Origin of the sequence: Tsukamurella hominis (assembly GCF_965137015.1) — a bacterium.
Classification (GTDB): domain Bacteria; phylum Actinomycetota; class Actinomycetes; order Mycobacteriales; family Mycobacteriaceae; genus Tsukamurella; species Tsukamurella hominis.
In genome coordinates this window covers 49887-73585 of sequence record NZ_CBCRZG010000002.1, presented here as the reverse complement: position 1 = coordinate 73585, position 23699 = coordinate 49887, and the positions used below count along the sequence as shown (strand labels likewise).

General features: G+C 71.7%; 24 protein-coding genes. 4 read left to right on the top strand and 20 right to left on the bottom strand.

Going from position 1 to position 23699, the window contains the following annotated elements; translation table 11 throughout:
• Window positions 1-49 precede the first annotated feature (49 nt).
• Complete coding sequence (locus tag ACM9LD_RS02885) at window positions 50-664, top strand: type II toxin-antitoxin system PemK/MazF family toxin (RefSeq protein ID WP_415675291.1); 615 nt, start codon at window positions 50-52, stop codon at window positions 662-664.
• A 1-nt stretch (window position 665) separates the two neighbouring features.
• Here ACM9LD_RS02885 and ACM9LD_RS02880 read toward each other — a convergent pair whose 3' ends face one another.
• From ACM9LD_RS02880 to ACM9LD_RS02860, 5 genes are all read right to left on the bottom strand, one after another.
• Window positions 666-1352 carry a type 1 glutamine amidotransferase domain-containing protein gene (locus tag ACM9LD_RS02880; RefSeq protein WP_415675290.1) on the bottom strand — a complete coding sequence of 229 codons (687 nt, stop codon included), beginning with the start codon at window positions 1350-1352 and terminating at the stop codon, window positions 666-668.
• 80 nt (window positions 1353-1432) lie between these two features.
• Entirely contained in the window at window positions 1433-3928 is a 2496-nt protein-coding gene (locus tag ACM9LD_RS02875) for an excinuclease ABC subunit UvrA (RefSeq protein WP_415675289.1), read from the bottom strand.
• Window positions 3929-3941: 13 nt separating this feature from the next.
• On the bottom strand, window positions 3942-4784 hold the full coding sequence (locus tag ACM9LD_RS02870; protein ID WP_068521366.1) for a transglutaminase family protein: 843 nt from the start codon (window positions 4782-4784) through the stop codon (window positions 3942-3944).
• On the bottom strand, window positions 4781-5764 hold the full coding sequence (locus tag ACM9LD_RS02865; RefSeq protein WP_068521368.1) for an alpha-E domain-containing protein: 984 nt from the start codon (window positions 5762-5764) through the stop codon (window positions 4781-4783). Before ACM9LD_RS02865 ends, ACM9LD_RS02870 begins: the two co-directional genes overlap by 4 nt.
• Window positions 5751-7286 carry a circularly permuted type 2 ATP-grasp protein gene (locus ACM9LD_RS02860; RefSeq protein ID WP_415675588.1) on the bottom strand — a complete coding sequence of 512 codons (1536 nt, stop codon included), beginning with the start codon at window positions 7284-7286 and terminating at the stop codon, window positions 5751-5753. The genes ACM9LD_RS02865 and ACM9LD_RS02860 overlap by 14 nt, the downstream gene beginning before the upstream one ends.
• Window positions 7287-7591: 305 nt before the next feature.
• On the opposite strand from ACM9LD_RS02860, the gene rpsT reads away from it, so the two are divergent.
• Complete coding sequence (rpsT, locus tag ACM9LD_RS02855; protein WP_068572410.1) at window positions 7592-7852, top strand: 30S ribosomal protein S20; 261 nt, start codon at window positions 7592-7594, stop codon at window positions 7850-7852.
• A 148-nt stretch (window positions 7853-8000) separates the two neighbouring features.
• Here the strand turns inward: rpsT and holA are convergent, their stop codons facing one another.
• From holA to ACM9LD_RS02790, 13 genes are all read right to left on the bottom strand, one after another.
• Window positions 8001-8942 carry a DNA polymerase III subunit delta gene (gene holA / locus ACM9LD_RS02850; RefSeq protein ID WP_415675288.1) on the bottom strand — a complete coding sequence of 314 codons (942 nt, stop codon included), beginning with the start codon at window positions 8940-8942 and terminating at the stop codon, window positions 8001-8003.
• Entirely contained in the window at window positions 8857-10470 is a 1614-nt protein-coding gene (locus ACM9LD_RS02845; RefSeq protein WP_415675287.1) for a ComEC/Rec2 family competence protein, read from the bottom strand. The genes holA and ACM9LD_RS02845 overlap by 86 nt, the downstream gene beginning before the upstream one ends.
• 1 nt (window position 10471) lies before the next feature.
• Complete coding sequence (locus tag ACM9LD_RS02840) at window positions 10472-11431, bottom strand: helix-hairpin-helix domain-containing protein (RefSeq protein ID WP_415675286.1); 960 nt, start codon at window positions 11429-11431, stop codon at window positions 10472-10474.
• Between the two features lie 125 nt (window positions 11432-11556).
• Complete coding sequence (locus ACM9LD_RS02835) at window positions 11557-12411, bottom strand: DegV family protein (RefSeq protein ID WP_415675285.1); 855 nt, start codon at window positions 12409-12411, stop codon at window positions 11557-11559.
• A complete protein-coding gene (gene octT, locus ACM9LD_RS02830) occupies window positions 12408-13133 on the bottom strand; it encodes a diglucosylglycerate octanoyltransferase (protein ID WP_415675284.1) in 726 nt (241 codons plus the stop codon). Before octT ends, ACM9LD_RS02835 begins: the two co-directional genes overlap by 4 nt.
• Window positions 13130-13819: a histidine phosphatase family protein gene (locus ACM9LD_RS02825; protein ID WP_415675283.1), complete on the bottom strand. Its 690-nt coding sequence runs from the start codon at window positions 13817-13819 to the stop codon at window positions 13130-13132. Before ACM9LD_RS02825 ends, octT begins: the two co-directional genes overlap by 4 nt.
• Complete coding sequence (gene rsfS / locus ACM9LD_RS02820) at window positions 13819-14232, bottom strand: ribosome silencing factor (RefSeq protein WP_415675282.1); 414 nt, start codon at window positions 14230-14232, stop codon at window positions 13819-13821. The genes ACM9LD_RS02825 and rsfS overlap by 1 nt, the downstream gene beginning before the upstream one ends.
• Window positions 14229-14876 carry a nicotinate-nucleotide adenylyltransferase gene (nadD, locus tag ACM9LD_RS02815; RefSeq protein WP_224651024.1) on the bottom strand — a complete coding sequence of 216 codons (648 nt, stop codon included), beginning with the start codon at window positions 14874-14876 and terminating at the stop codon, window positions 14229-14231. The genes rsfS and nadD overlap by 4 nt, the downstream gene beginning before the upstream one ends.
• Before the next feature lie 31 nt (window positions 14877-14907).
• Window positions 14908-16395 carry a vWA domain-containing protein gene (locus ACM9LD_RS02810; RefSeq protein ID WP_415675281.1) on the bottom strand — a complete coding sequence of 496 codons (1488 nt, stop codon included), beginning with the start codon at window positions 16393-16395 and terminating at the stop codon, window positions 14908-14910.
• Entirely contained in the window at window positions 16395-17285 is an 891-nt protein-coding gene (locus tag ACM9LD_RS02805) for an AAA family ATPase (RefSeq protein ID WP_415675587.1), read from the bottom strand. Before ACM9LD_RS02805 ends, ACM9LD_RS02810 begins: the two co-directional genes overlap by 1 nt.
• A gap of 8 nt (window positions 17286-17293) precedes the next feature.
• Window positions 17294-17746: an SRPBCC family protein gene (locus ACM9LD_RS02800; protein ID WP_415675280.1), complete on the bottom strand. Its 453-nt coding sequence runs from the start codon at window positions 17744-17746 to the stop codon at window positions 17294-17296.
• A gap of 56 nt (window positions 17747-17802) precedes the next feature.
• Window positions 17803-18252, bottom strand: coding sequence for an SRPBCC family protein (locus ACM9LD_RS02795; RefSeq protein WP_068521394.1), 450 nt, complete (start codon window positions 18250-18252; stop codon window positions 17803-17805).
• Window positions 18253-18298: 46 nt separating this feature from the next.
• The gene (locus ACM9LD_RS02790) at window positions 18299-19573 is read right to left on the bottom strand and encodes a glutamate-5-semialdehyde dehydrogenase (RefSeq protein ID WP_415675279.1); all 1275 of its coding nucleotides are present in this window, start codon (window positions 19571-19573) and stop codon (window positions 18299-18301) included.
• Window positions 19574-19656: 83 nt separating this feature from the next.
• Here ACM9LD_RS02790 and ACM9LD_RS02785 point away from each other — a divergent pair, with 83 nt between their 5' ends.
• Entirely contained in the window at window positions 19657-20361 is a 705-nt protein-coding gene (locus ACM9LD_RS02785; RefSeq protein ID WP_415675586.1) for an HNH endonuclease family protein, read from the top strand.
• Window positions 20362-20382: 21 nt separating this feature from the next.
• Here ACM9LD_RS02785 and ACM9LD_RS02780 read toward each other — a convergent pair whose 3' ends face one another.
• Window positions 20383-21642, bottom strand: a complete 1260-nt coding sequence (locus tag ACM9LD_RS02780; protein WP_415675278.1) for an MFS transporter — start codon at window positions 21640-21642, stop codon at window positions 20383-20385.
• Between the two features lie 152 nt (window positions 21643-21794).
• A complete protein-coding gene (locus tag ACM9LD_RS02775) occupies window positions 21795-22577 on the bottom strand; it encodes a helix-turn-helix domain-containing protein (RefSeq protein WP_415675277.1) in 783 nt (260 codons plus the stop codon).
• A gap of 74 nt (window positions 22578-22651) precedes the next feature.
• On the opposite strand from ACM9LD_RS02775, the gene ACM9LD_RS02770 reads away from it, so the two are divergent.
• Complete coding sequence (locus tag ACM9LD_RS02770; RefSeq protein WP_415675276.1) at window positions 22652-23593, top strand: amidohydrolase family protein; 942 nt, start codon at window positions 22652-22654, stop codon at window positions 23591-23593.
• Window positions 23594-23699 lie beyond the last annotated feature (106 nt).

Sequence of the window (23699 nt, the reverse complement as noted above, 5' to 3'; positions counted from 1 at the left end):
CGGAATTCGTCGCGCGCGGCCGTCGAGGGTGCGGGCCTATCCTGGGGGCATGGCGAACGACTTCACCCGCTTCGCGGCCGTGGCGGCCAAGCTCGCACGCGAGCACGGCCCCCGCCTCGCCGCGCAGGTCGTCAACAGCCCGCCCGTCCGCGCGGGCCGCGAGGCGATCACGCAGGCGGTCACCCAGACGGTGAACCAGGCGCTCGGCCTGGAGGCACCCGCGGAGCCCAAGGAGTTCACGCCGGGCCGGCCCGTGACCCGCACGTCCACCCCGACCGCGCTGCTGGCGCGGGGCGTCTTCTACGCGCCGCAGCTCGACGGGCAGGCCGACCCGGGCGAGATCGTGTGGACGTGGGTGGAGTTCGAGGAGACGACGGGGCCGAACGCGGGCCAGGGCAAGGACCGGCCCGTGCTCGTGGTCGGGCGGTCGGTGAACAGCCTGCTCGGGCTGATGCTCTCCAGCCAGGAGCGGCACATGGGCGATCCGGATTGGGTCGGCATCGGCTCCGGCCCCTGGGACAGTGACCAGCGCCCCTCCTGGGTGCGGCTCGATCGCGTCCTCGACGTGCCGGAGGACGGCATCCGTCGCGAGGGCGCCGTTCTGGACCGCCGTCGCTTCGAGTCCGTCGCGCAGCGCCTGCGCGACGACTACGGCTGGACCTGAGTCAGCCCAGCACCTCGACGACCTTGCGCGCGGTCGCCTTCGCGGAGCCGGGGTTCTGGCCGGTGACGAGGTTGCCGTCGGAGATCGCGTAGGAGACGAACGGGAGCCTCGCCTTCTCGTAGAGCGCGCCCCGCTTCTTCATCTCGTCCTCGGCGTTGTACGGGACCAGCTTGTCGACGCGGGCGAGCACCTCCTCCTGCCACGCGAAGCCAGTCACCTTCCGGCCGGCGACGAGGTACTCGCCGTTCGAGAGCCTGGTGTTGAGCAGCCCGCAGTAGCCGTGGCACACCGAGGAGACGACGCCGCCGCGCTCGAAGATCTCGCGGCTGATCCGCTGCAGCCCCTCGCTGTCCGGGAAGTCGTACATCACGGCGTGGCCGCCGGTGAAGAAGATCGCATCGAAATCGGCGGAGTCGATCTCGTCGGGACTGAGCGTGTTCTCCAGCAGCGCCATCCGCGCGGGATCGGCGCGCCATTCCTTGGCCGTCCTGTCGTAGTTCGGGAACTTCAGGGACCGCGGCTCGAGCGGCACCGCACCGCCCCGCGGGCTCACCAGCGCCTGCTCGAACCCCGCCTCCTCGAAGACGTGCCACGCGTGCGTGAGCTCGGAGAGCCACAGACCCGTCTTGTGCGACGGGTCGTCGTAGTGGCCGACGTTGGTGACGACGTTCAGAATGCGCTTCGGCATGGTGGGACTCCCGGCGAACGGCTGCAGTTGACACTGCTTACATTAGCGCGACCGGGCCATGTAAGCAACGCATACATCAATCACGTGGTCAGGTGTTCCCGCAGGAACCGCCCGGTCACGCTCTCCGGCGTCGCGGCGACGAGCTCCGGCGTGCCCTCCGCGACCACGGTGCCGCCCGCCGCCCCGCCGCCCGGGCCGAGGTCGATCACGTGGTCGGCGTTGGCGATCATGTCGAGATCGTGCTCGACGACGATCACCGTCGCTCCCCGGTCCACGAGGCGCTGCAGCACGTCGAGCAGCACGCGCACGTCCTTCGGGTGCAGGCCCACCGAGGGCTCGTCGAGCACGAAGACCGCGTCCGACTGGTCCCGGCCCAACTCCCCCGCAAGCTTGAGGCGCTGCGCCTCGCCGCCGGAGAGGGCGGGGGTCGCCTCGCCGAGCGTGAGGTAGCCGAGGCCGAGGTCGGCCAAAGTGCGCAGCTTCTTCGCGATCCGCGGCACCGGGACGACCTCGGCGGCCTCCCGGACGCTGAGCGCGAGCAGGTCCGGCAGCGACAGCCCGTCGGGCTCCGGCCACCGCACCGCGGAGGCCTCGGGGGCGTACCGTCGGCCGAGGCAGGCCGGGCATTCGATGTCGACGTCCGGCAGGAACTGCACGTCCAGCGAGACCTGCCCGGTGCCGTCGCACCGCGGGCAACGCAGCGCGCCCGTGTTGTAGGAGAACGCGCCCGCCCTCAGGTCCGCCGCCTTCGCTGCCGCGGTCTTCGCGTACTCGCGGCGGAGGTCGTCGAGCACCCCGCTGTAGGTCGCGACGGTCGAGCGCACGTTGACGCCGATCGGCGTCGCGTCGACCAGGTTGACGCGCCCGAGCCCCGGTGCGTCGAGCACCGTGACGTGTGCGGGGAGGGGCTCCCCCGCGGCGGCCGCGGTGAGTGCCGGGACCAGGCCCTCCAGCACCAGCGTCGATTTGCCGGAGCCGGAGACCCCGGTGACGGCGGTGACCCGGCCGACGGGGACGTCGACGGCGAGGGCGTGCACGGTGTGGATCGGCGCGGTCTCGAGACGGATCCGGCCGCGCGCGAAGACCTCGTCGTCGGGCGTGCGCGGCCTCGTGCGGACGGCTTCGCGGCGGGCGAGGAACGGGCCGAGGACGGACGCGCCGTCGGCCTCGATCTCGGCGACGGTGCCCTGCGCGAGGAGGCGTCCGCCCTCGGCGCCCGAGCCGGGGCCGATCTCGATGAGGTGCTCGGCCTCGCGCAGCACGTCGAGGTCGTGGTCGACGACGACCACGGAGTTCCCGTCCCGCAACAGGTCCCGGACCACGCCGAGCAGGCCCTCCACGTTGGCGGGGTGCAGCCCGACCGACGGCTCGTCGAGCACGTAGAGCACACCGGTCGTGCGGTTGCGGACCGCCCGCGCGAGCTGCACCCGCTGCCGCTCGCCCGTGGACAGCGTCGCCGCGGCGCGGTCCAGGCCGAGGTAGCCGAGACCGAGCTCCACGAGCCGCTGCGCGATCGACTCCAGGGTGTCGACGAGGATCGTCGCCATCGATCGCATGTCCGCCGGCAGCGGCCCGACGGTGCGCGGCGCCCAGGCGAGCACCTCGTCGAGCGTCAGGGCGGTGACGTCGGCGAGTCCGACATCGCCGATCCGCGGCGCCCGCGCCTCGGGGCTCAGCCGGGTGCCGTCGCAGTCGCCGCACGGACCGGCGTGCACGAACCGGCCGACCCGCCCCAGGCCCGCCTCGGTGGTCGCCTTGTCGAGCGCCTCCTGCACCGCGGCGTTCGCGCTGCGGTAGGTGAAGTTGACCTCGAAGAGCTTGCCGTTCTTGCTGGACACCGCGACCTTGCGCTTCTCGGCGGGGCCGTGCAGCACGATCTCGCGCTCGGCGTCGCTCAGCTCGGTGTACGGCACGTCGATGCGGACGCCGAGGTCGGCGACGACCTGCGGCATGAACGAGAAGCCGAACGTCGACCAGGGCGCGACGGCACCGTCGGCGATCGCCTTCGACGGGTCCGGCACCAGCGCGGCCCCGTCGATCGCGCGGACGACGCCCGTGCCCGAGCACGTTGGGCAGGCGCCGTCGGAGTTGAAGGCCAGCGCCTCCGCGCCGGGCGGGGAGAAAGCGGCGCCGCACACCGGGCACGTGAGGTCGAGCCCGGCGGCGACGTCGATGGTCGGGTCGAGGTAGTGGCCGTTCGGGCAGCGGTGGGAGGCGAGGCGGGAGAACATGAGCCGCAGCACGTTCAGCAGCTCGGTGCTGGTGCCGAAGGTGCTGCGCACGCCGGGGACGCCGGGCCGCTGCCGCAGCGCGAGCGCCGCGGGGACGTGCTCCACGGAGTCGACGGCGGCGCGGGGCGCCTGCGCCATGCGGCGGCGCGTGTACGTCGACAGCGCCTCCAGGTAGCGGCGCGAGCCCTCCGCGTAGAGCACGCCCATGGCCAGCGAGGACTTGCCGCTGCCGGAGACGCCGGCGATGGCGACGAGGCGGCGCAGCGGCACGTCGACGTCGAGGGAGCGCAGGTTGTGCACCCGCGCCCCGCGGACCGCGATCCACAGCGGGGAGTCGTCGGTCATGCGCAGTGAATCATCATGCGAGGCGGGTGATCTCCACGACCACGTCGAGGTCCGACGCGCCACCGCCCGCGATCACTCCGCGCAGGGGCGGGACGTCGGCGTAGTCGCGGCCCACGCCCACCGAGACATGCCGCTCGCCGATCGGGACGTCGTTGGTGGGGTCGTAGCCTCGCCACTGCCCCGTCCACGCCTCGATCCACGCGTGCGACTCACCCGCCACCGTCGACCCGACCTCCGCGTCGCGCTGCGGGTGCAGGTACCCGGAGACGTACCGGGCGGGGATGCCGACGCTGCGCAGCAGGAGCAGCGTGAGGTGCGCGTAGTCCTGGCAGACGCCCTTGCGCTCGTCCCACGCGTCGATCGCCGACGAGTGCACGCCCGTGGTGCCGGGCACGTAGTCCAGCTCCTCGTGCACCCAGCGGCACACCGCGAGCACGGCCTCGTCGAGCTCGCGGTCCTTGACCAGCTTCTTGGCCTGCGCCGTGAGCTTGCGGTGCTTCGGCACGTAGTCGGTGTAGCTGAGCAGCTCGTCGAACCGGTCGCGCACGCGATCGGTCTCCAGCTCGTCCCAGCCGACCACCTCGCCCGTGTCGTCGGCGGCCTCGGTCTCGACGACGGAGGCGCCGGTGACCTCGAGCGCGGTGTGCGGGGCGTGCAGGTCGAAGGCGGTGACCGCGGTGCCCCAGTAGTCCGTGTACCGGTAGGCGCGGGTGGCGGGCACCGTCTCCACGCGGTTGAGGATGACGTTCTGCCGCTGGTCGCTGCGCGGCGTCAGGCGGGCCTCGTTGTACGACGAGGTGACCGGCGCGTTGTAGCCGAAACCGGTGGAGTGCACGACTCGAAGACGCCAGCTCACAGCTCCCCCTCCAGGATGGTGTCGATGTCGCCCCGGGCGCGGGCGTCGGTCCAGGCGACGTAGGGCGTCACGTGGAAGTAGCGGGCGGTGACCGCCTCGCCGGCGGCCTGCCCGAGCTCCTGCAGCGCGAGGAGCCGGCGCTGCAGGTCCTCGAGCAGTTCGCCGGGGGCGAGGAACTCGAGCTCGCCGCGGGCGCGGCCGAGGAGCCGCTGCGCCTCGGTGCGGGTGCCGAGGCGCCCCTCGCGCCCGCCCTCGATGGCGTTCAGGCAGTCCTCCGCCGTGGTGAGCGCGTGGATCACCGACCGCGGGAAGAGCCGGTCTACGAGGATGAACTCGACGACGCGGGTCGCGTCGAGCACGCCGCGGTGAGTGCGCAGGTACGTGTCGTGCGCGCCCGTCGCGCGGAGCACGGTGACCCAGGTGGGGGCGTTCGCCCGGTCACCGGCGCGCGAGAGGAGCAGGCGCACCGCCATGTCCATCCGCTCGATGGAGCGGCCCAGGAGCAGGAAGCGGTAGCCCTCGTCGCGCGAGAGGGTCGAGTCGGTGAGGCCGGAGAACATCGCCGCGCGGTTCTTGATGTAGTTGAGGAACTCGTGCGGGCCGAGCCGACGGGCGGCACGCTCGCGCTCGGCGAGGCCGTTGTAGGTCGCGTTGAGGCACTCCCACATCTCGGAGCTGGTGACCTCCCGTGCGCCGCGGGCGTTCTCGCGGGCGGAGGCGACGGTGGCGGCGATCGAACCGCTGCCCGGGTCGCGGTTGTAGGCGACGACCTCGGTGACGGAGCGAAGGTCGAGCGGCTGGTCGGCCGGCGGCTCGGGGATGCCGAGGACGCGGACGAGTTGGCGGGAGACCCGGTCCTCGTCGACGGTGGCGTCCTCGAGGAACTGGTGCACGGTCACGTCGAGCATGCGGGCGGTGTCGTCGGCGCGCTCGGCGTACCGGCCGATCCAGTACAGCGCCTCCGCGTTACGGGCGAGCATCACGGACCTCCTCTCGCGCCTGCTGCTGTTGTTGGTCCTGCGAGCTGAGCTCGGGGCCGAGTTCCACCTGCTGCTGTTCGGCGAGGTCCCGGCTCGGGACCACCTCCACGCCTTCGAGTTCCGCCTCGGCGGCGGAGGACCGGGCCGCGAGGACCCAGGTGTCCTTGGAGCCGCCGCCCTGGCTGGAGTTCACGACGAGGGACCCCTCGGGCAGCGCGACACGGGTGAGTCCGCCGGGCAGCACCCAGACGTCGTCGCCGTCGTTGACCGCGAAGGGCCGCAGATCGACGTGCCGCGGGCGGGCCTGCTCGCCGATCTTGGTGGGCACCGTCGACAGTTGCATGACCGGCTGCGCGATCCAGCCGCGCGGATCGGTGGTGACCTTGCGGCGCATCGTCGCGAGCTCCTTCTCGCTCGCGTCGGGGCCGAAGACGATGCCGTAGCCGCCGGAGCCCTCGACGGGCTTGATCACCAGCTCGTCGATGCGGTCCAGGACCTCCTCGCGCTCGTCGTCGAGCCAGCAGCGCAGGGTGTCGACGTTCTGCAGCAGCGGCTTCTCGCCGAGGTAGTAGTCGATGATGTCGGGCACGTAGGTGTAGGTCAGCTTGTCGTCGGCGACACCGTTGCCGACCGCGGAGCTGATCACCACGTTGCCCGCGCGGGCGGCGTTGAGCAGGCCCGCGACGCCGAGCACCGAGTTCGGGAGGAACTGCATCGGGTCGAGGAACTCGTCGTCGATGCGGCGGTAGATCACGTCGACCTGCTGCTCGCCGCTCGTGGTGCGCATGTAGACCACGTTGTCGCGGCAGAAGAGGTCGCGCCCCTCGACCAGCTCGACGCCCATCTGCCGGGCGAGGAGCGAGTGCTCGAAGTAGGCCGAGTTCGCCATGCCCGGGGTGAGCACGACCACCGTCGGGTCGGCCTCGTTGGAGGCTGCCGAGCGGCGCAGGGCACGCAGAAGGTGGGAGCTGTAGTCGGCGACGGCGCGCACGCGGTGCCGCTGGAACAGGTCGGGGAAGACCTGCGCCATCGTCCGGCGGTTCTCCATCACGTAGCTCACGCCCGACGGCGAGCGCAGGTTGTCCTCGAGCACGCGGAAGGTGCCCTCGGCGTCGCGGATGAGGTCGATGCCGGCGACGTGGATGCGCACACCGTTGGGCGGGCGGATGCCGGCGGCCTGCCGGTGGAAGTGGGCGCAGGAGGTGACCAGCCGCTTGGGCACGACGCCGTCGCGCAGGATCTCCTGCTCGGAGTAGATGTCGTCGAGGAACATCTCCAGCGCCTGCACGCGCTGCTTGATGCCCTTCTCGAGGCGGTTCCACTCCGCGGCGGCGATGACCCGGGGCACCAGGTCCAGCGGGAAGGGGCGCTCGCGCCCCTCCAGCGAGAAGGTGATGCCCTGGTCGATGAAGGCCGCGCCGAGCGCATCGACGCGCGCCGCCAGGTCCGACTCGTCGGCCGAGGAGAGGGCGCCGAAGATCCGCTTGTACGGGGTGCGGACGGTGCCGTCGTCGGCGAACATCTCGTCGAACGCCCGCCCGAACGACGGTGCGTCGTCGTAGCCCCCGAAGAGGGGCGCCTCGTCGGACAATCGGGGGGCGGCCTGCTTCCGGTTCGCGGACTTGGCCTGTTTCTGCGGGGTCACCCGGCCATCGTGCCGCACCGGCGCGGTTTCGGCAGCGCTCTCGTTCACGGCGTGGCAATGTGGGTGTCGGGCGCCGTTCCCGCAGGCGGTGCCACGATTTGGGTTGTGTCCGGGCCGCTGGTAACCTGGTACGTCGGCAGTCAGTACCGGCTGCCCCTTTCGAGACAAGAGAGTTTGAACGCGTGGCCAACATCAAGTCCCAGATCAAGCGGATCAAGACCAACGAGCGCAACCGTCTGCGCAACCAGTCGGCGAAGTCGTCGCTGCGTACCGCCATCCGCCACTTCCGCGAGGCCGTCGAGGCCGGGGACAAGGCCAAGGCCGGCGAGCTCCTCGTGAGCACCAGCCGCCAGCTCGACAAGGCCGCCAGCGCCGGCGTCATCCACGCCAACCAGGCCGCCAACAAGAAGTCGGCGCTCTCGCTGGCTCTCAACAAGCTCTGATCTTCCGCTAGACGCGCGTATCACCGCGCCGCACCACCCACCGGCACCACGCGGGCCGGCCTGGTACGGCGCGGTTTTCGCGTATCCGGGTGCAGGCGGCGGCGTTCGACGGTGCCGCCCTCCGGCCCCGCTGCTCGGCCGCCGGGGCTCAGCCCGCGAGGGTGGCGACCTTGCGCACCGCGATCTCCAGCGCGTAATCCGGATCCGCGGCCTGGCCCTTCACATCCGCGTTCGCGGCGGCGACGGCCTGCAGCGCGCCCGCCACGTTCTCGGCCCGCCACCGTCGCGCGACCTGCGTCATCTTCTTCACCTTCCACGGCGCCATGCCCAGCTCCCCCGCGTCCCGGTACTGGTCCGGGGTGCGGCCCAGGCCCCGGATGCGCGCGACGGAGTGCACCGCGTCCGCGAGCGCATCGGCGATGAGCACGTGCGGCGTGCCGCGGTGCTGCGCCCAGCGCAGGGCCTCCAGCGCGGCCGCGACCTGCCCGGCGACGGCCTTGTCGGCGATCTCGAAGCCGGTGACCTCGGCGCGGCCCGCGTAGTAGCGGTGCACCGCGGCCAGGTCCACCCGGCCGGCCGTGTCGGCGACGAGCTGCGCGATCGCGGCCGCGAGCTCCCGCAGGTCCTTGCCGACGGAATCCACCAGCAGGTCCACCAGCTCGTCGGAGACGCGCACCTTCTGCGCCCGGAACTCCGACTTGGCGAAGTCCGCCCGGTCGCGGGCGGAGGTGATCGTAGGCACCTCGACCAGCTCCGCGCCCGCCTTCTTCAGCGCGGCCACCATCGACTTCGCCCGGCCGCCGCCGCTGTGCTCGATCACCAGGGTGATGCCGTCCGGCGGGTTCTTCGCCGCCTCGACGATGAGGTCGACCGGGGCCTTGCCGGCCTCACCCGCGGACTCGAGGACCACGATGCGCTCCTCGGCGAACAGCGACGGGCTCAGCAGCTCCACCAGCTCGGACTGGTCCACGTCACCGGCGCGGATCCGGGTGACCGGCACGGCGTCACCCGCCCCGCCCGGGAGGCCCATCCCGCCGTCGCCCGCCGCCGCGCGCGCCGACTCGACGATCGCCGAGACCGCCCGCTCCACCAGGAGGCCCTCGGTCCCCACCACCACGTGTACGCGCGCGCTGTCCACCACGACTCCCATACTTCCAGACCCCACCGACGACGACGCACGCCACGACGAGCGCGACGCCCGTGCCCGCCCCTCCCGGCACGTCGACGACGCCGATCCGCGCGCACCACCGCGCCACCGCGATCACCCACCAGAGCTCCGGCCCCGTCGCGCGCACCGCCAGCGCGGCGACGGGTGCCGCGATCGGTGCCGCGACGGCCGCGAGGGTTCCGACCACGGTGATGACCGAGATCACCGGACCCGCCAGCAGATTCGCGACCACCCCGCCCAGTGGCACGCGCCCCGAGAAGGCCACGACGAGCGGCAGCGTGACGACCTGCGCCACGAGCGTCACGGCGAGCAGCCCGGCGAGGGTATCCGGCACCCGCGCGGTCACGAGTCGGTCGCGCACGACGGGCGACCACAGCACCAGCCCGGCGGTCGCCGCCACCGAGAGCGCGAAGCCGATGTCGCGGGCCAGCGCCGGCCGCACCAGCATGAGCACGATGACCGCCGCGAACAGCGCGACGAGCGGCTGTCGTCCGCGGCGCAGCGCCAGCGCCGCCACCCCGACCAGGCCCATCACCGCGGCCCGCACCACGGAGCCGGTGGGCCCCACCAGCCCGACGAAGGCGACGATCGCCACCGTCGTGACCGCGGCCCGCGCAGCGAGCGGCAGGCCCGCCGCCGCGCACAGTCCGAGGACGCACAGCGCGATGATCGCGAAGTTGGCGCCGCTGACGGCCGTCAGGTGGGTGAGGCCGGAGTCCTGGAAGTCGCCGCGCACCGTCGGCAGCGTGGCGGACTCGTCGCCCAGTACGAGTGCCGGCAGCAGCCCGGCGGCGTCCACGGGTAGTGCTTCGGCGGCCACCGCCGCCAGCGCACGGCGAACCGCCGCGGCGGCACGGAAGTACGGCGGCGCGCGCCCGAGCACCGTCGGATCCCCTGAACCGACGAGGACCGCGGCCACCAGGCCCGGCCGCGTGCTTCGCAGCACTGTCACGCGGATCGCGACGCGCTCACCGGGGACCAGCGCGCCGAGGTCGTGCGTCGCACCCAGCAGGAGCACTCCCCCGCGCGCGGGCACGACGGTATCGGTACGGACCGCCAAGGCCGTCGCCGGCACCAGGACCCGTGACGCGTCGAGGTGCCCGCCGGGATCGCCGGACCGCTGCCGCGGCCACTCGTCGATCTCGAGCACGACCTCGACCGCCCCGGCGCCGTCGAACCCCGCGATCGCCGCGCGCTCCCGGTCGTGCACGCGCACGGCGACCGAGGCAGCGACGCCCGCGCCCAGGCCGGCCGCCGCGGCCACCACGAGGCAGATCATCTGCGCCACGGGCCGCGGATCCCGCCGTCGGAGCCCCACCGCTCCCGCCGCCGCCACCGCCAGGCCCGCAGTCGTCCACCACGCCGCCGCGGCCGAGATCAGGGCGACCGCGGCCGCCGCCCAGCAGACGATCGCCGCCGGGAGCAGGCGCAGGTCCAGCCGCTCACGCACGTCACACCGTGGCCATCGGCTTGATCTTGGCGAGCTTCGCGTCGCCGATTCCGCTGACCTTCCCGAGGTCGTCGACAGTGCGGAAGGGCCCGTTCTTGTCGCGGTAGGCGATGATCGCGGCGGCGGTCGCCGCGCCCACTCCGGGCAGCCGGTCGAGTTCGGTGGCATTCGCGGTGTTGATGTTCACCGCACCTGCCGCGGCGGTCCCGGTGCCGCTCGCCGCCCCTCCCGGCGTCCCCGACGGCACCGCGGCCACAGCGGATCCCGAGCGCACGGAGCTGCGCAGCGTCACGCCGGCCTTGGGATCGACGACCCCGACGACCACCTGATCGCCGTCGCGCAGCGGCTGGGCAAGGTTCAGGCTCGCGGTGTCAGCGCCGCCGAGCGCTCCGCGGGCGGCGGTCAGCGCGTCCGCCACCCGCGCGCCGGGCCGCAGGCGATGCAGCCCCGGCGCGCGGACCAGGCCGACGACTGCGACCACCAGCTCCGACGGCGCCGCGCCCGGCGCAGAACTCGACGCCGCACCGGGCCCAGCCGCAGCCGACGGCGCGCCCGCCGACGCGGACGGTTCGACCGACGTCGACGCGCCCGCGAAGTCGACCACCGGGTACTGGCCTCCGCCGCTCTCGCGCGACGGTCCGAGCACCGCTACTGCCGCTACGACGGCAGCGATCACCCCCACCACGACGAGGGCCACCGCGGCCCGGGGCGTCGTCCGCACCCTCTCGACGGTGGAGCGCCACCCGGTGGGTTCCTGCTCGTCCCAGAAGTCGTCGTCCTCCATGCGCACCCTGCGCGACGGAGCGACCCCGCCTTCGGGCCCGAGGTCGTCCCACTCTTCGCCGCGCGGATCCGGACGATCACGCCGATCCGTCGCGAACTCCTCCAGCCACGCCGGCCGCGCGAAGATCTGCTCGTCCGCGACGCCGGTCCCGGCCACCGCTTCTCGTTCGCCGTTCATGCGACGAACCTAGGTCGCGGGCATCGTCGGAAAGTTCGCAGAGAACCGAGAAACAGAGCGCCTGTGGATAACCCCGAACCTGTGGAGGAAGGGTCCTGCCGCACCGAATCGGTCGGAGGAGTGTGCTAGGCCGAATCCGCCTCGTCGACCAGCGCCGGGGCGACCGCGACGCCCACCGCGCCGGGCCCGAGGTGAGCCGCGATGGTGCCGCCGAACCGGCCGATCACCAGCTCCTGGAGCTGCGGGAACTCCTCCTTGACCAGCGCGGCCACGTGCTCCGCGGCGTCGGGCGCCTCGACGTGGTGCACGGCGACCCGCGCGGGCCGGTTCCCGAGGTGCTGGGAGGCGAGCGCCGCGAGCTGGTCGCGCGCCCGGGACACGGTGCGGGTCTTGCGCTCGGAGACGATCCGGCCGTCCTGCAGCCGCAGCACGGGCACGATCTGCAGCGCGCCCCCGAGTAGCTTCGCGAGTGCGCTCACCCGCCCGCCGGCCCGCAGGTGGTCGAGCGTCGCGACGCAGAAGAAGCCCTCGGCACCGTCGAGCACCTGGCGCGCGGCCTCGGCGACCTCGTCGGCGGACGCCCCGGCTTGGGCCAGACGGGCCGCCTCCAGCACGCCGAAGCCCATTGCCATGTCGATGCTGCGCGAGTCGATCACCGTGATCCCGGCGTCGATGAGCCCCGCCTGCGCCACCGACGTGGAGTAGGTGGAGCTCAGGTGCGAGCTCATCGTGATGACGACGACCCCGTCGCCCTCGGCTTCAGCGACCGCGGCGGCGAGTACCTCGCGGACCTCGCCGACGGACGGGCCGGACGTCGTCACGCCCTCCTTGACGAAACGCTCCGCCTGGTAGCCGGTGCCGTAGTCGATGTACTCGCTCTCGCCCGCCAGCACGTGCAGCGGCAGGATGCGGATGCCCATCTCGGCGGCCCGCTCGGGCGCGATCGCGGCCGATGCGTCGGTCACCACGACGACGGTCATCGCGCACCTCCTTCACCGCGCAGGGCGCGCAGCACCCGCTGCGCCACCTGCTCGTGCATCTCGAACGACCAGTGGATCCCGTCGATGTTATTGATCCCCAGGTCGAACGACCACTCGCACAGGTCACGCAGGGGGACGGCGGGCACGCCGGCATCGTCGGACCAGGCGCGGATCGCCCGTCGCGTCCGCGCCCACCCCGGGTGGGCGAAGGAGTAGGCGAGCGCCCGGTGCGTCGGCGGCTCGAGCACCGCGACGGGGGCGTCGGGGCGCAGGGAGTGGATCGAGTCGTAGGTCTTGCCGAGGTAGTCGACGGTGACCTTCGGCGGGAGCGCCATCGGCCAGCCGACCGGCGAGAAGACCTTCTGGATCATCGCGTAGCCGTCGCGGGCACGGGCGCGCAGCGAGGCGGGCCGCAGGTAGCGGATCTGCTCGCGCACCGCGGTCGGCAGCGGCGAGGGCAGCGAGTCCATACCGCCGAGGGCCAGCACGGCGGCCTCGACGCTGGGGACGGCCGCCCAGACGCGGGGGTCCTGCGTCACGCACCACCAGCCGTCGCGGGTGGTCCACCCGACGCGGGCGAAGAGCTCGCAGCGCAGCCCCAGCTCGGCGGCCACGAGGTTGGGCCAGATCCGCGGGTCGGAGGTCGGCAGCGCGCCCTCGGGCCCGTAGAAGCCCAGGGAGTCACTCAGGACGAGCAGCGTGCCGGTCGGAGAATCGCTCACTGGACCTCGGGCGCCACGTCCGACGAGGCGTTCCACACGTCGAGCCGCCAGCGCGTCGCGTCTCCGTGCGCGGAGAGCTGCACCCAGCTGCAGTTGCCGAGGCCGCCGAGGACCGGCCAGTGGTCGACGGGCAGGTCCAGCAGCCGGGCGGTCAGGGCGGCGATCAGGCCGCCGTGCGCGACCAGGATCACGGGCCGCTCGCTCGAGCCCCACTCGGTGAGCCGCTCGGTGAGCTCCGTCACCAGCGGATACGACCGCGCGGCCACATCCACCCGGGCCTCGCCGCCGGGTGGAGCCCACTCGGGGGCGTCGCGCCACCGTCGGCGTGCGCCGGGCATGTACGCGTCGACCTCGTGGTGGGTCATCCCCTGCCAGTCGCCCAGCATGGTCTCCCGGAGCCGCACGTCGGTCTCGACGGTGCCGCCCGTCACGGCCGCGAGCGCGTCAGCGGTGTCGCGGGCGCGGCGCAGATCGGAGCTGAGAATGGCGATGGGATCACGATCGCCGAGCGCGTCGGCGGCCGCGGCGGCCTGCCGCCGCCCCAGGTCGGTGAGGTCGGTGTCGAGCTGGCCCTGCATGCGGCCCTCGGCGTTCGACGCGGTCTGGCCGTGCCGGAGCAGGATGAGTCGGCGCACCGTCGGGGTCAGGCGCTCGACCGACGAGTCGAGCCCGTCCTCCACGTGCATCAGGCGCCCTCGCGGTCCCCGTCGGCGCTCTCCGCGCCCTCGGTGCCGTGCTCGCCCAGGCCCTCCACCTCGATGCGCGGGCAGTCCTTCCACAGCTTCTCGAGCGCGTAGTACTCCCGCTCCTCCTCGTGGAACACGTGCACGACGATGTCGAGGAAGTCCAGCAGCGCCCAGCGGCCCTCGCGGGCGCCCTCGCGGCGGGTGGGCTTGACGCCGGCCTCGCGGAGCTGGTCCTCGACCTCCTCGACGATGGCGTTCACCTGGCGCTCGTTGCCCGCCGACGCGATGACGAAGGCCTCGGTCAGCACGAGCTGCTCCGAGACGTCGAGCACCACGACGTTCGTGGCGAGCTTGTCGTCGGCCGCACGCGCCGCGATGGCGGCGAGGGTACGGGCCTGATCGGATGCGGTCATGATCCTCCTGGGTTCACGGTCTTGTCCGGTGCCGGGCGGCTCTGATAGAGAGCGCGCTTGGCGATGTACTGCACCACGCCGTCGGGCACGAGGTACCAGACGGGCCGTCCGGCGTCGGCGCGCGCGCGACATTCGGTCGACGAGATGGCCAGCGCGGGCACCTCCACGAGGAACAATCTATCCTTCGGCACGTCCGACAGGTGATCCGCGGCCAGCTGGTAGCCGGGACGCGAAACACCCACGAAGGTCGCGAGGCCGAACAGTTCCTCCCAGTCCTGCCAGCTGAGGATCGACGCGAGGGCGTCGGCGCCCGTGATGAAGAACAGGTCGGTGTCGGGATTCTGCCGGTGCAGATCGCGCAGGGTGTCCACGGTGTAGGTGTCGCCGCCGCGGTCGATGTCGACGCGGCTGACGGAAAAACGCGGATTCGAGGCGGTCGCGATCACCGTCATCAGGTACCGGTCCTCGGCGGGCGTGACCTCGCTCTTCTGCCACGGCCGGCCGGTGGGGACGAAGATCACCTCGTCGAGATCGAACCGGTCCGCCACCTCGCTCGCGGCCACGAGGTGGCCGTGGTGGATCGGGTCGAAGGTCCCACCCATGACGCCGACGCGACGGCGCCCGGCGGTGCTGGACTCACGCATAACGGACCATCCTATGCATGCCGCCGCCGCGTCAGACGGGCAGCAGGCGCCCGATGACCTCGGCCAGCTGCCCCGCGGTGCGGCACTCGTACATGTCGATCAGCCGCCCGTACTTGTCGGCGACCGAGTCGCCGCTCCCCCACGCGGCCTTCCGCTCGGGGTTGAGCCAGAACGCGTGGCGCGCCTTCTCGACGAGCTCGTCGAGTTCCGCGAGCGCGGGATCGGTGTGGTTGGACCGGGCGTCGCCGAGGATGAGCAGCGTGCCCCGGTGGGTCACGGCGTCGGGGAAGTCGCGGACGAAGGTGCGCAGCACGTTGCCGTAGTCGGAGCCGCCGAACCGCGCGACGTTGGTCTCCCGGATCACGCGGTCGAACATGTCCACCACGGTGTCGACGGTGAGCGTGCGCGACGGGTCGATGTAGTCGGTGATCTCGTCCACGGAGTCGACGAATCCGAACACCCGGATCTTGGAGAACTCGGCGCTGAGCGCGTGCGTGAGCAGCAGCGTGAAGTTGGAGAAGCCCGCGACCGAGCCGGAGAGGTCGCACAGCAGCACGAGCTCGGGCTTGGTGGGGCGGGGCCGACGGTGCGCCAGATCGATCGGCACGCCGCCGGTCGACATGGACCTGCGGAGCGTGCGCCGCAGGTCGATGGGGCCGCGGCGGGCGCGGCGCCGCCGCACCAGCAGACGCGTGGACAACTGCCGGGCCAGGGGCCGGACGGTCTGCTCCATGCGGTGCAGCTCGGTCCGGGTGGCGGCGAAGAAGGCGACGTTCTCCGGCAGCTGCGGCGCGGCGTACTGCGCAACGGCCTCGGGGCCCCGTCGGGCGGCCATGGCGACGGACGTGAGCTCCTGCACCCGCTCGGTCAACCCGGCGACCCGTGAGCGCGCGACCCGGCGGGCGGACTCGTACTCGAAGCTGCCGGGCGCGGCGCCGTCCTCGCCGGCCGCGGCGAGGAGTCCGTTGGCGATGGCGGCGATGAGCGTCTGCGGGTTGAGCGCCTTGAGCGCCTGGTAGGAGGAGAAGGCGGTGCCGGTGGCGGAGTTGTACTCGCCCAGCTGCTCGACGATCTGGCTGGCGATGCCGTCGTGGTCGCCGCCGGCGACGAGCGCGGCGATCGCCTCCTGACGCAGCGCCTCGCGCACCGCGTCGGGATCGGGCGGGGTGTCGGAGGCGGGCATCTTCAGCGGGTCGGGCTCCCCCCGCACGCCCGAACAGCCCTGCCCGCCCGTGCCGGACGCGCCCGCGGCACCGTCGGACACGGCGCCGAAGCCCCCGCGGACCGGGAAGTACAGGTCGAAGATGACGTCGAAGGTCTTGCGGTGCATCTGCTCGCGCAGCAGCACGGCGGCGAGGCCCTCGCGGAGCTGGCCGCGGTCGGTGAGGTCGAGCACCGTCAGCACCTCGGCGGCCGTGATCGCCTCGCCGGGGCCGATCGCCATGCCGCGCTCGCGGAGCGTCCGCACGAAGGCGTGCAGGTGCTGATCGAGCGGGGTCCCGGCCGGCGCGGACGTCATTACAGGCCCAACGCCGCGGCGGCGGTCTCGATGTCGACCTGGTGCTTGAGCACCACGCCGAGCGTCGAGCGGAGCGCCGACTTGTCGATGGAGCCGCTGGCGCTGCCGGTGATGCCGAGCGCGAGCAGGGTGCGGCACCAATCCAGCGTCTCCGAGACCGAGGGCTTCTTCTTCAGGTCAAGGCCGCGCAGAGTGGAGATAACGCGGAGCAGCTGCTGCGCGACCTCGGTGGGCAGGTCGGGGACGCGGCTGCGGATGATCGACAGTTCCAGCTCGGCGTCGGGGAAGTCGATGTGCAGGTAGAGGCAGCGACGCTTGAGCGCCTCCGACAGCTCGCGGGTGGCGTTCGAGGTGAGGAAGACCAGCGGCTTGCGGACGGCCGTGATCGTGCCCAGCTCCGGCACCGTCACCGCGTAGTCGGAGAGGACCTCGAGCAGCAGCCCCTCGAACTCGAGGTCGGCCTTGTCGGCCTCGTCGATCAGCAGGACCGACGGTCCGCCCTCCCGCACGGCCTGCAGGAGGGGCCGCGGGAGGAGGAACTCCTCGGAGAAGACGTCCTGCTTGGTGTCGTCCCAGTCGCCGTCGGTGCCGGAGGACTGGATCCGCAGGATCTGCTTGGCGTGGTTCCACTCGTACAGGGCGCGGGCCTCGTCGATGCCCTCGTAACACTGCAGGCGGACGAAGCGGGCGGCGCGGGCCTGCGAGCAGGCGCGGGCCAGCTCGGTCTTGCCGACGCCGGCGGGGCCCTCCACGAGGAGCGGCTTGCCCAGTTTGTCGGCGAGGAAGACGGCCGTGGCGGTGGCGACCGACGGAATGTAGCCGGTCTCGCGCAGTGCAGCGGCGACGTCGTCGACGCTCGTGAACAACGCGGTGGGCGCGGGGGTCGTGATGTCGGTGCTCAGCGTGCAGCCTTCCGTTTGAGGACCTCCTTCGAGAAGCCCTTCGACGCGATCTCTGCACTCATCTTCACACCCTTGCGCACGACGAAGCCGGGCAGCGTGATCTTGAGGTCGATGTTCATGTCGCAGAGCACGTGCACCTTGTCGTCGCCGACGGGCGTGAGCTGGTAGTACCCGCCCTGGGAGCGCACGGCCATGCCCTCGCCCTCGGACTGCCAGGCGACCCTGGTCTCGGGGGTGAACTCGTAGCGGAAGCGCATGGTGTCGCTGATGCCGACCAGCCCTGCCTCGACCTCGACGACGCGGGGGTTGCCCGCCGCATCGCGCTCGGCGACGGTCACGCTCTTGTGCGAGGACGACCACGCGGGGAGCGATTCGACGTCCAGCAGCGTCGCGTAGGCGAGCGCCGCGGGGGCGTCGATCTCGAACTCGACCTTCTCGTTGATTGCCATCGCAACAATCTAGCGGTGCCGCCGGGCCTGGCCGAACGGAGCCCGGCGGCGGACCGTCAGGCCGCGGCCTTGCGCTTCATGACCTCTTTGGTGAGGCCGTTCTTGATGATGTCCATGGCGAGCTTGATGCCCTTCTTGACCACGAAGCCGGGCGCCTTGACCTTGGGGTCGAGGTACATCGTGACCTTGACGTGGGTCTGGTCGTCGCCCTTGGGCGAGAGCTCGTAGATGCCGCCCTGGCTGCGCACGGCGGTGCCCTCGTTGCGGGTGTCCCACTTGCAGCTCACGTCGGTGAAGACGTAGTCGAAGGTGAGGTTGTCGCTGAACATCATGAGGCCGACGGAGGCGTCGACCACGCTGGGGCGGCCGTTTGCGTCGCGCTCGACGACCTTGACGTTGCTGTGCGCGGACGACCAGTCCGGCAGGGCCTCGACGTCGGCGAGCGTGTCGAGGACCAGCGTGACCGGGGCGTCGATGTCGAATTCGAGGGACTCGTTGATTGCCATGGCGACAACCTACCGGGCAGAGCGCCGCGCGTGAGCGGGGTCGGGATTACCGGGGGCGGACATGTCCGTCGCCCCACGCGATCCACTTGGTGGACGTGAGCTCGGGCAGTCCCATCGGGCCGCGGGCGTGCAGTTTCTGGGTGGAGATGCCGATCTCGGCGCCGAAGCCGAACTGCTCGCCGTCGGTGAAGGCGGTGGACGCGTTGACCATCACCGCGGCCGCGTCGACGCGCGTGGTGAAGGCGCGGGCGGCGGCGAGGTCGCCGGTGACGATCGCCTCGGTGTGGCCCGTGCCGTAGCGGTCGATGTGCTCGATCGCCTGATCCAGCCCGTCGACGATCTTCACCGCGACGTCGAGGCTGAGGTACTCGTCGGCCCAGTCCGTCTCGGTGGCGGGCACCATGCCGGTCTCGTCGCCGTGCACGATCACGCCCTCGGCCTGGAAGGTGCCGAGCAGGCGGGGCAGGAAGGTGTCGGCCAGCGCGCGGTCCACGAGCACGGTCTCGACGGTGTTGCACACGCTGGGCCGTCGCGTCTTCGCGTTGAGCACGATCTCCTCGGCCATGTCGAGGTCGGCCGCGGGGTGGACGTAGATGTGGCAGTTGCCCGTACCGGTCTCGATCGTGGGCACGGTCGCATCGCGCACGACGGCCGCGATGAGCCCGGCGCCACCGCGCGGGATGACCACGTCGACGAGGCCGCGGGCGCGGATCAGCGCGGTCACGCTGGCGCGCGAGTCCGCGGAGAGGAGCGAGACCGCGTCGGCCGTGATGCCGCTCGCCTCCAGGGACTCGCGCAGCACGGTCACGAGGGCGGCGTTCGACGAGGCGGCCGAGCTGGAGCCGCGCAGCAGCACGGCGTTGCCCGACTTGAGGGTGAGCCCGAAGGCGTCGACGGTGACGTTCGGCCGGGCCTCGTAGACGATCCCGACCACGCCGAGCGGCACGGCGACCTGGCGCAGCTCGAGGCCGTTGGGCAGGGTCGATCCGCGCAGGACGTTCCCGACGGGGTCCGGCAGGCCGGCGACCTGCCGCAGGCCGGAGGCGATGCCGTCGACCCGGGCCTCGTTGAGCGCGAGCCGGTCGATGAGCGACTCCTCGGTGCCAGCGGCGCGGGCCCGCTCGACGTCCTCGGCGTTGGCCGCGAGGATCCGGTCCTTGTTCGCCAGCAGCGCGTCGGCGGCGGCGTGCAGCGCGGCGTTCTTCTGCTCGGTGGTCAGCGTGATCAGCTGCTTCGAGGCGGCGCGGGCGGCGCGGGCCGCCTCCTCGACCGCGGCGGTGGCGGCCTGCAGTTCGGCGTCCTGGGCGGTGGGCGTGCTCATGGTCCGAGAATACGTGGCGAGCCGGACTTGTCGGTCCGCGGTGTTAGGTTGCCGACGTGTCCCGCCGGAGAACCGCCCGTAGCCTGTCCCGGCGGTCGTGGCTCGCGCTCGTCCTGGTCACGGCGACCGCCGTCTTCGTCGCGATCGGGGCCTACCGGGACCGGTCCGGGGCGGAGCCCACCACCGGTTCGTCCGCCCCCTCCGCCACTGCGCCCGACGGTGCGCCGCTCGCCGGGGTCCGGATCGTCGCCGCGCGCGAACGCGCCCCGCAGCCCTACCGCCGCGCCGCCTTCGGCAAGGCGTGGACCGATGACCAGTCGGCGCCGCTCGGCCACAACGGCTGCGACACCCGCAACGACGTGCTGGACCGCGACCTGAAGGACAAGACCTACGTCCGCACCTCCGCCTGCCCCCGTGCCGTCGCGACGGGCGTGTTGACCGATCCGTACGGCGGCGCGACCATCCGCTTCGAGCGCGGCGCGAAGACCTCCGCCAAGGTGCAGATCGACCACGTGGTCGCGCTGGCCTACGCCTGGGACATGGGCGCGTGGTCGTGGGACGACGCGAAGCGCGCCGCCTTCGCGAACGATCCGCGCAACCTCGTGGCCGTCGACGGGCCGGCGAACGAGAACAAGAGCGACTCTCCCCCGGGTCGGTGGATGCCGTCGAACGAACGCTTCCACTGCCAGTACGCCCGCCAGTTCTCGTTCGTCGCCCGCGAATACGGCCTGTCCGTCGACCGCTCCTCCGCCGCCGTCGTCGACCAGTCCGTGAAGACCTGCTCCTGACGCGTACGGCAGATCGCCTGCCTACGCACCGACGGCGCGCGCGGGGACGACCTGCGCACCGACCTCCTCGGCGCGACGGGGAACCAGGAGGCACGCGGCGCCGCCCGCGGCGGCGACCGCTCCGAACATGACCGCGATCCCCGCGAACGAGACGCCGGCGGTGAGCAGCACACCGCCCACCAGCGGCCCCGTCACCGCGCCGAGCCGGCCGATCCCCGTGCTGATCCCGAGCGCGGAAGCGCGCACCTCCGCGGGGTAGTAAGTGGCGACATAGCCGAAGAGCACGATCTGCGTGCCGATCGAGCCGGCACCCGCGAACAGCACGACGAGGTACATCACGGCGGTGCTCGGCATCATCGCCATCCCGCCGATCGCACACGCGGCCACGACGAAGTACCCGGCGCCCACGATCCGGTTCCCGTACCGGTCCGCCAGCACGGCCCCGATGACGCCGCCGACGACCGCCCCGACGTTGAGCAGCACCTGGAAGGTCAGGGCGGAGCCGAGGCTGTAACCCGCCTTGCGCATCATCTCGGGCAACCACGTGTTGAGCCCGAACACCAGCAGGAAACCCGCGAAGTTGGCGGCCGCGAACAGGATCAGGGCAACGACCGCAGGCCCGGCCGTGAGCCGCCGCAGCACGCCGGATTCTCCCGCCGATCCATCGCCCGAGGCCCCCGAGTGGGCAGTCGCAGGAGTGGTCTCCGGGATCACCTTCCAGGCCACCGGCACGACGAGCACCAGTGCCGAGGCACCGATCGCCCACAGTCCGCGGAACCCGAGCGCGTCCCCGAACCACAGCGCGCACAGGGCGGCGATGATCCCGCCCACCGGCAGGCCCGCGAGCATCAACGCGTTGAGCAGGTTCTTCTCCCGCGGCCGCGCCACCTCGACGACGAGCGCGATCGCGACCGGTGCCACGCCGCCGAAGCCGAGCCCCGCGACGAACCGGAACACCCCCAGGAGCAGCGGCGTCGGAGCCAGCGCCACCGCGATCATCGCCGCCGAGTACCAGACCAGGCATCCGATGAAGAGCTTCCGCCTCCCGAACCGATCGGTCAGGGTGCCGGCGAGGATCGCGCCGAAGAACATGCCCATCAGCGCGTAACTCCCGATGGCGCCCGCCTCCGCGCGGCTGAGGCCCCAGGGCTCGTACGCCAACAGCGCGGGGATGGTCGATCCGTACACGATCAGGTCGTAGCCGTCGAACACGATCGCGGCGAAACAGACAGCGACGACCGCGTATCGGCGTCGACCATTGGCGGGAAGCGGACTGGACATGGGTCTCCTCGAGACAGGATGCATCTGGCACACACGTCGAACCTTCGACATGCACGTCAGAGCATCACAGTGATTCAGACCACTGTCAACATCAACGTTGAATTATCGCCACTATCGTCAGTCGTCGCGGAGACTGCGCCACCGAAAGTCGATCATCGGTCGCAGAAGAAGAGCACCCGATGGGTCGGATCGTCAGCGACACTCAGCGCGATCAGGTCCACGCACAGGTCGCCGCGAGCGGGATGCCGGATGCCCACCTCGATCGACCCGCGTGGTTGAGTCACATCGTGTCGCTCCCAGATGGCGCGGAAGTCCGGGATTCCGAGGAGGTCCGGCGGCAGCGCCATCTCCCCGCCGGCGCTGAGAACAGACGGGGCACCCGAACGGAGGATCCCCACGACCGTCTCCCGCATGCTCGCGGGGTCGCAGAACCTGTCTTCGAACTCAGGCTCGGCGAACATCATTCGGACGAAGGTCCGCTCCGCCTCGGGGATCCGCGCGAAGTCGAGGAACCACTCGGCGGCGGCGGAGTTCCACCACACCATCGACGTGCCCGGTCCGATCACGATCGCGGGAACATCGATGAGCCGGGACAGAAGCCGCCACAGCGCGCCCTCCACCGCAGGACTCTCCGGTGGCGAGACGCCGTCCGCCTCGTCGAGCAGCGCGAGCGCATATCGGAGCTGCCCGTCGTCGAGACCGAACGCCACGGCCAGCCGTCGCACGAGGTCCCGGGCGGGCGCCATCCGCCCCTGCTCGATCCGGGTGTAGTACTCCGGCGTGACGTGGACGAGGGCCGCGACCTCCTCGCGCCGGAGGCCCGCGACCTGCCTGCGACCTTCGCCCGGTCCACCGGGTTCGGCCGCGGGCGCCACCTCTCCTCGCCGTGCACGCAGGAAGGCGCCCAGCTCTCGTAGCCGGGGATCGCGATTCATGCAGCATTCACTTCGGAGAGGGGGTAGAGATCTCTCCCCTGCCGAACTTTCGCCGCCCGAAATAGCTTGAATACATGATCGATACCAACAAGATTGATGTCCATACCCACGTCGTTCCTCCGTTCTGGGGCGAGCAGCTCGCAACGCACGGCGGCGATCCGTCCGGCTGGGCACTGCCCGCCTGGAGCGCGGGCGATCACCTGCGCTACATGGACGAGAACGGCATCGCGACGAGCGTGCTGTCCCTGACCGCGCCGAGCGTCGTCGGCTGGGAGGGCGCCGCGCGGCGGGAGATCGCGCGACGGGTGAACGGCTACGTCGCCGACCTCGTATCGAGGAACGACACCCGATTCGGCAACTTCGCCACCGTTCCCCTCCCGGACGTCGACGGCGCCGTCGCCGAGATCGAGTACGCGCTCGGCGAGCTCGGAGCCGACGGAGTGGTACTGCTCTCCAACTACGACGGCGCCTACCTGGGCGACGCCCGCTTCGCCCCGGTGTGGGAAGCCCTGAACGCCCATCGTGCGGTCGTCTTCATCCACCCGGCTCACCCGAACCTCCCGCTCCTGCGCGGGGTGCCCGGCCCGCTGGTGGACTACCCGTTCGACACGACGCGCAACGCGGTCCACATGGTATTCAACGGCGTACTCGACCGCTATCCGGACGTCACGATCATCCTGTCGCACGCCGGAGGCTTCGTCCCGTACTCGGTCCTGCGCTTCTGCGAGCTGCAGCCGGCGCTCGACCCGAGCGGCCCCGCGACCGAGGAGCTCCTCGGAACGTTCCGGAAGTTCTACTGGGACACGGCGCTCTCCTCCGGGAGGTTCGCCTTCGCGAGCTTCCAGGAGTTCGCCGACCCGAGCCGGATCCTGTTCGGTAGCGATTTCCCGTACGCCCCCGAGCCCGTCGCCCGACGCTTCAACCGGATCCTCGACTCCGACACCGGCCTCACGGCCGAGCAGAAGGCGGCGATCTACACCGGAAACGCGCGCCAGGTCTTCCCCCGACTCGGCTGACCGGACGGCGATCGGGACGCCCGATGCGCGGTGGTATTCCCATCGGGCAACCGACGCCGCAAACAAGCATTGCTGCTTGTTTTTTTCGCCACCGACTGACAGAGTG

Excerpts from the sequence above, each read along its gene's own strand:
- ACM9LD_RS02885 (WP_415675291.1), top strand. The coding sequence starts at position 50 with ATGGCGAACGACTTCACCCGCTTCGCGGCCGTGGCGGCCAAGCTCGCA.
- ACM9LD_RS02880 (WP_415675290.1), bottom strand. The coding sequence starts at position 1,352 with ATGCCGAAGCGCATTCTGAACGTCGTCACCAACGTCGGCCACTACGAC.
- ACM9LD_RS02875 (WP_415675289.1), bottom strand. The coding sequence starts at position 3,928 with ATGACCGACGACTCCCCGCTGTGGATCGCGGTCCGCGGGGCGCGGGTG.
- ACM9LD_RS02865 (WP_068521368.1), bottom strand. The coding sequence starts at position 5,764 with ATGCTCGCCCGTAACGCGGAGGCGCTGTACTGGATCGGCCGGTACGCC.
- ACM9LD_RS02860 (WP_415675588.1), bottom strand. The coding sequence starts at position 7,286 with ATGTTCGCCGACGACGGCACCGTCCGCACCCCGTACAAGCGGATCTTC.
- ACM9LD_RS02840 (WP_415675286.1), bottom strand. The coding sequence starts at position 11,431 with ATGAACGGCGAACGAGAAGCGGTGGCCGGGACCGGCGTCGCGGACGAG.
- ACM9LD_RS02835 (WP_415675285.1), bottom strand. The coding sequence starts at position 12,411 with ATGACCGTCGTCGTGGTGACCGACGCATCGGCCGCGATCGCGCCCGAG.
- ACM9LD_RS02825 (WP_415675283.1), bottom strand. The coding sequence starts at position 13,819 with ATGCACGTGGAGGACGGGCTCGACTCGTCGGTCGAGCGCCTGACCCCG.
- rsfS (WP_415675282.1), bottom strand. The coding sequence starts at position 14,232 with ATGACCGCATCCGATCAGGCCCGTACCCTCGCCGCCATCGCGGCGCGT.
- nadD (WP_224651024.1), bottom strand. The coding sequence starts at position 14,876 with ATGCGTGAGTCCAGCACCGCCGGGCGCCGTCGCGTCGGCGTCATGGGT.
- ACM9LD_RS02810 (WP_415675281.1), bottom strand. The coding sequence starts at position 16,395 with ATGACGTCCGCGCCGGCCGGGACCCCGCTCGATCAGCACCTGCACGCC.
- ACM9LD_RS02800 (WP_415675280.1), bottom strand. The coding sequence starts at position 17,746 with ATGGCAATCAACGAGAAGGTCGAGTTCGAGATCGACGCCCCCGCGGCG.
- ACM9LD_RS02795 (WP_068521394.1), bottom strand. The coding sequence starts at position 18,252 with ATGGCAATCAACGAGTCCCTCGAATTCGACATCGACGCCCCGGTCACG.
- ACM9LD_RS02790 (WP_415675279.1), bottom strand. The coding sequence starts at position 19,573 with ATGAGCACGCCCACCGCCCAGGACGCCGAACTGCAGGCCGCCACCGCC.
- ACM9LD_RS02780 (WP_415675278.1), bottom strand. The coding sequence starts at position 21,642 with ATGTCCAGTCCGCTTCCCGCCAATGGTCGACGCCGATACGCGGTCGTC.
- ACM9LD_RS02775 (WP_415675277.1), bottom strand. The coding sequence starts at position 22,577 with ATGAATCGCGATCCCCGGCTACGAGAGCTGGGCGCCTTCCTGCGTGCA.
- ACM9LD_RS02770 (WP_415675276.1), top strand. The coding sequence starts at position 22,652 with ATGATCGATACCAACAAGATTGATGTCCATACCCACGTCGTTCCTCCG.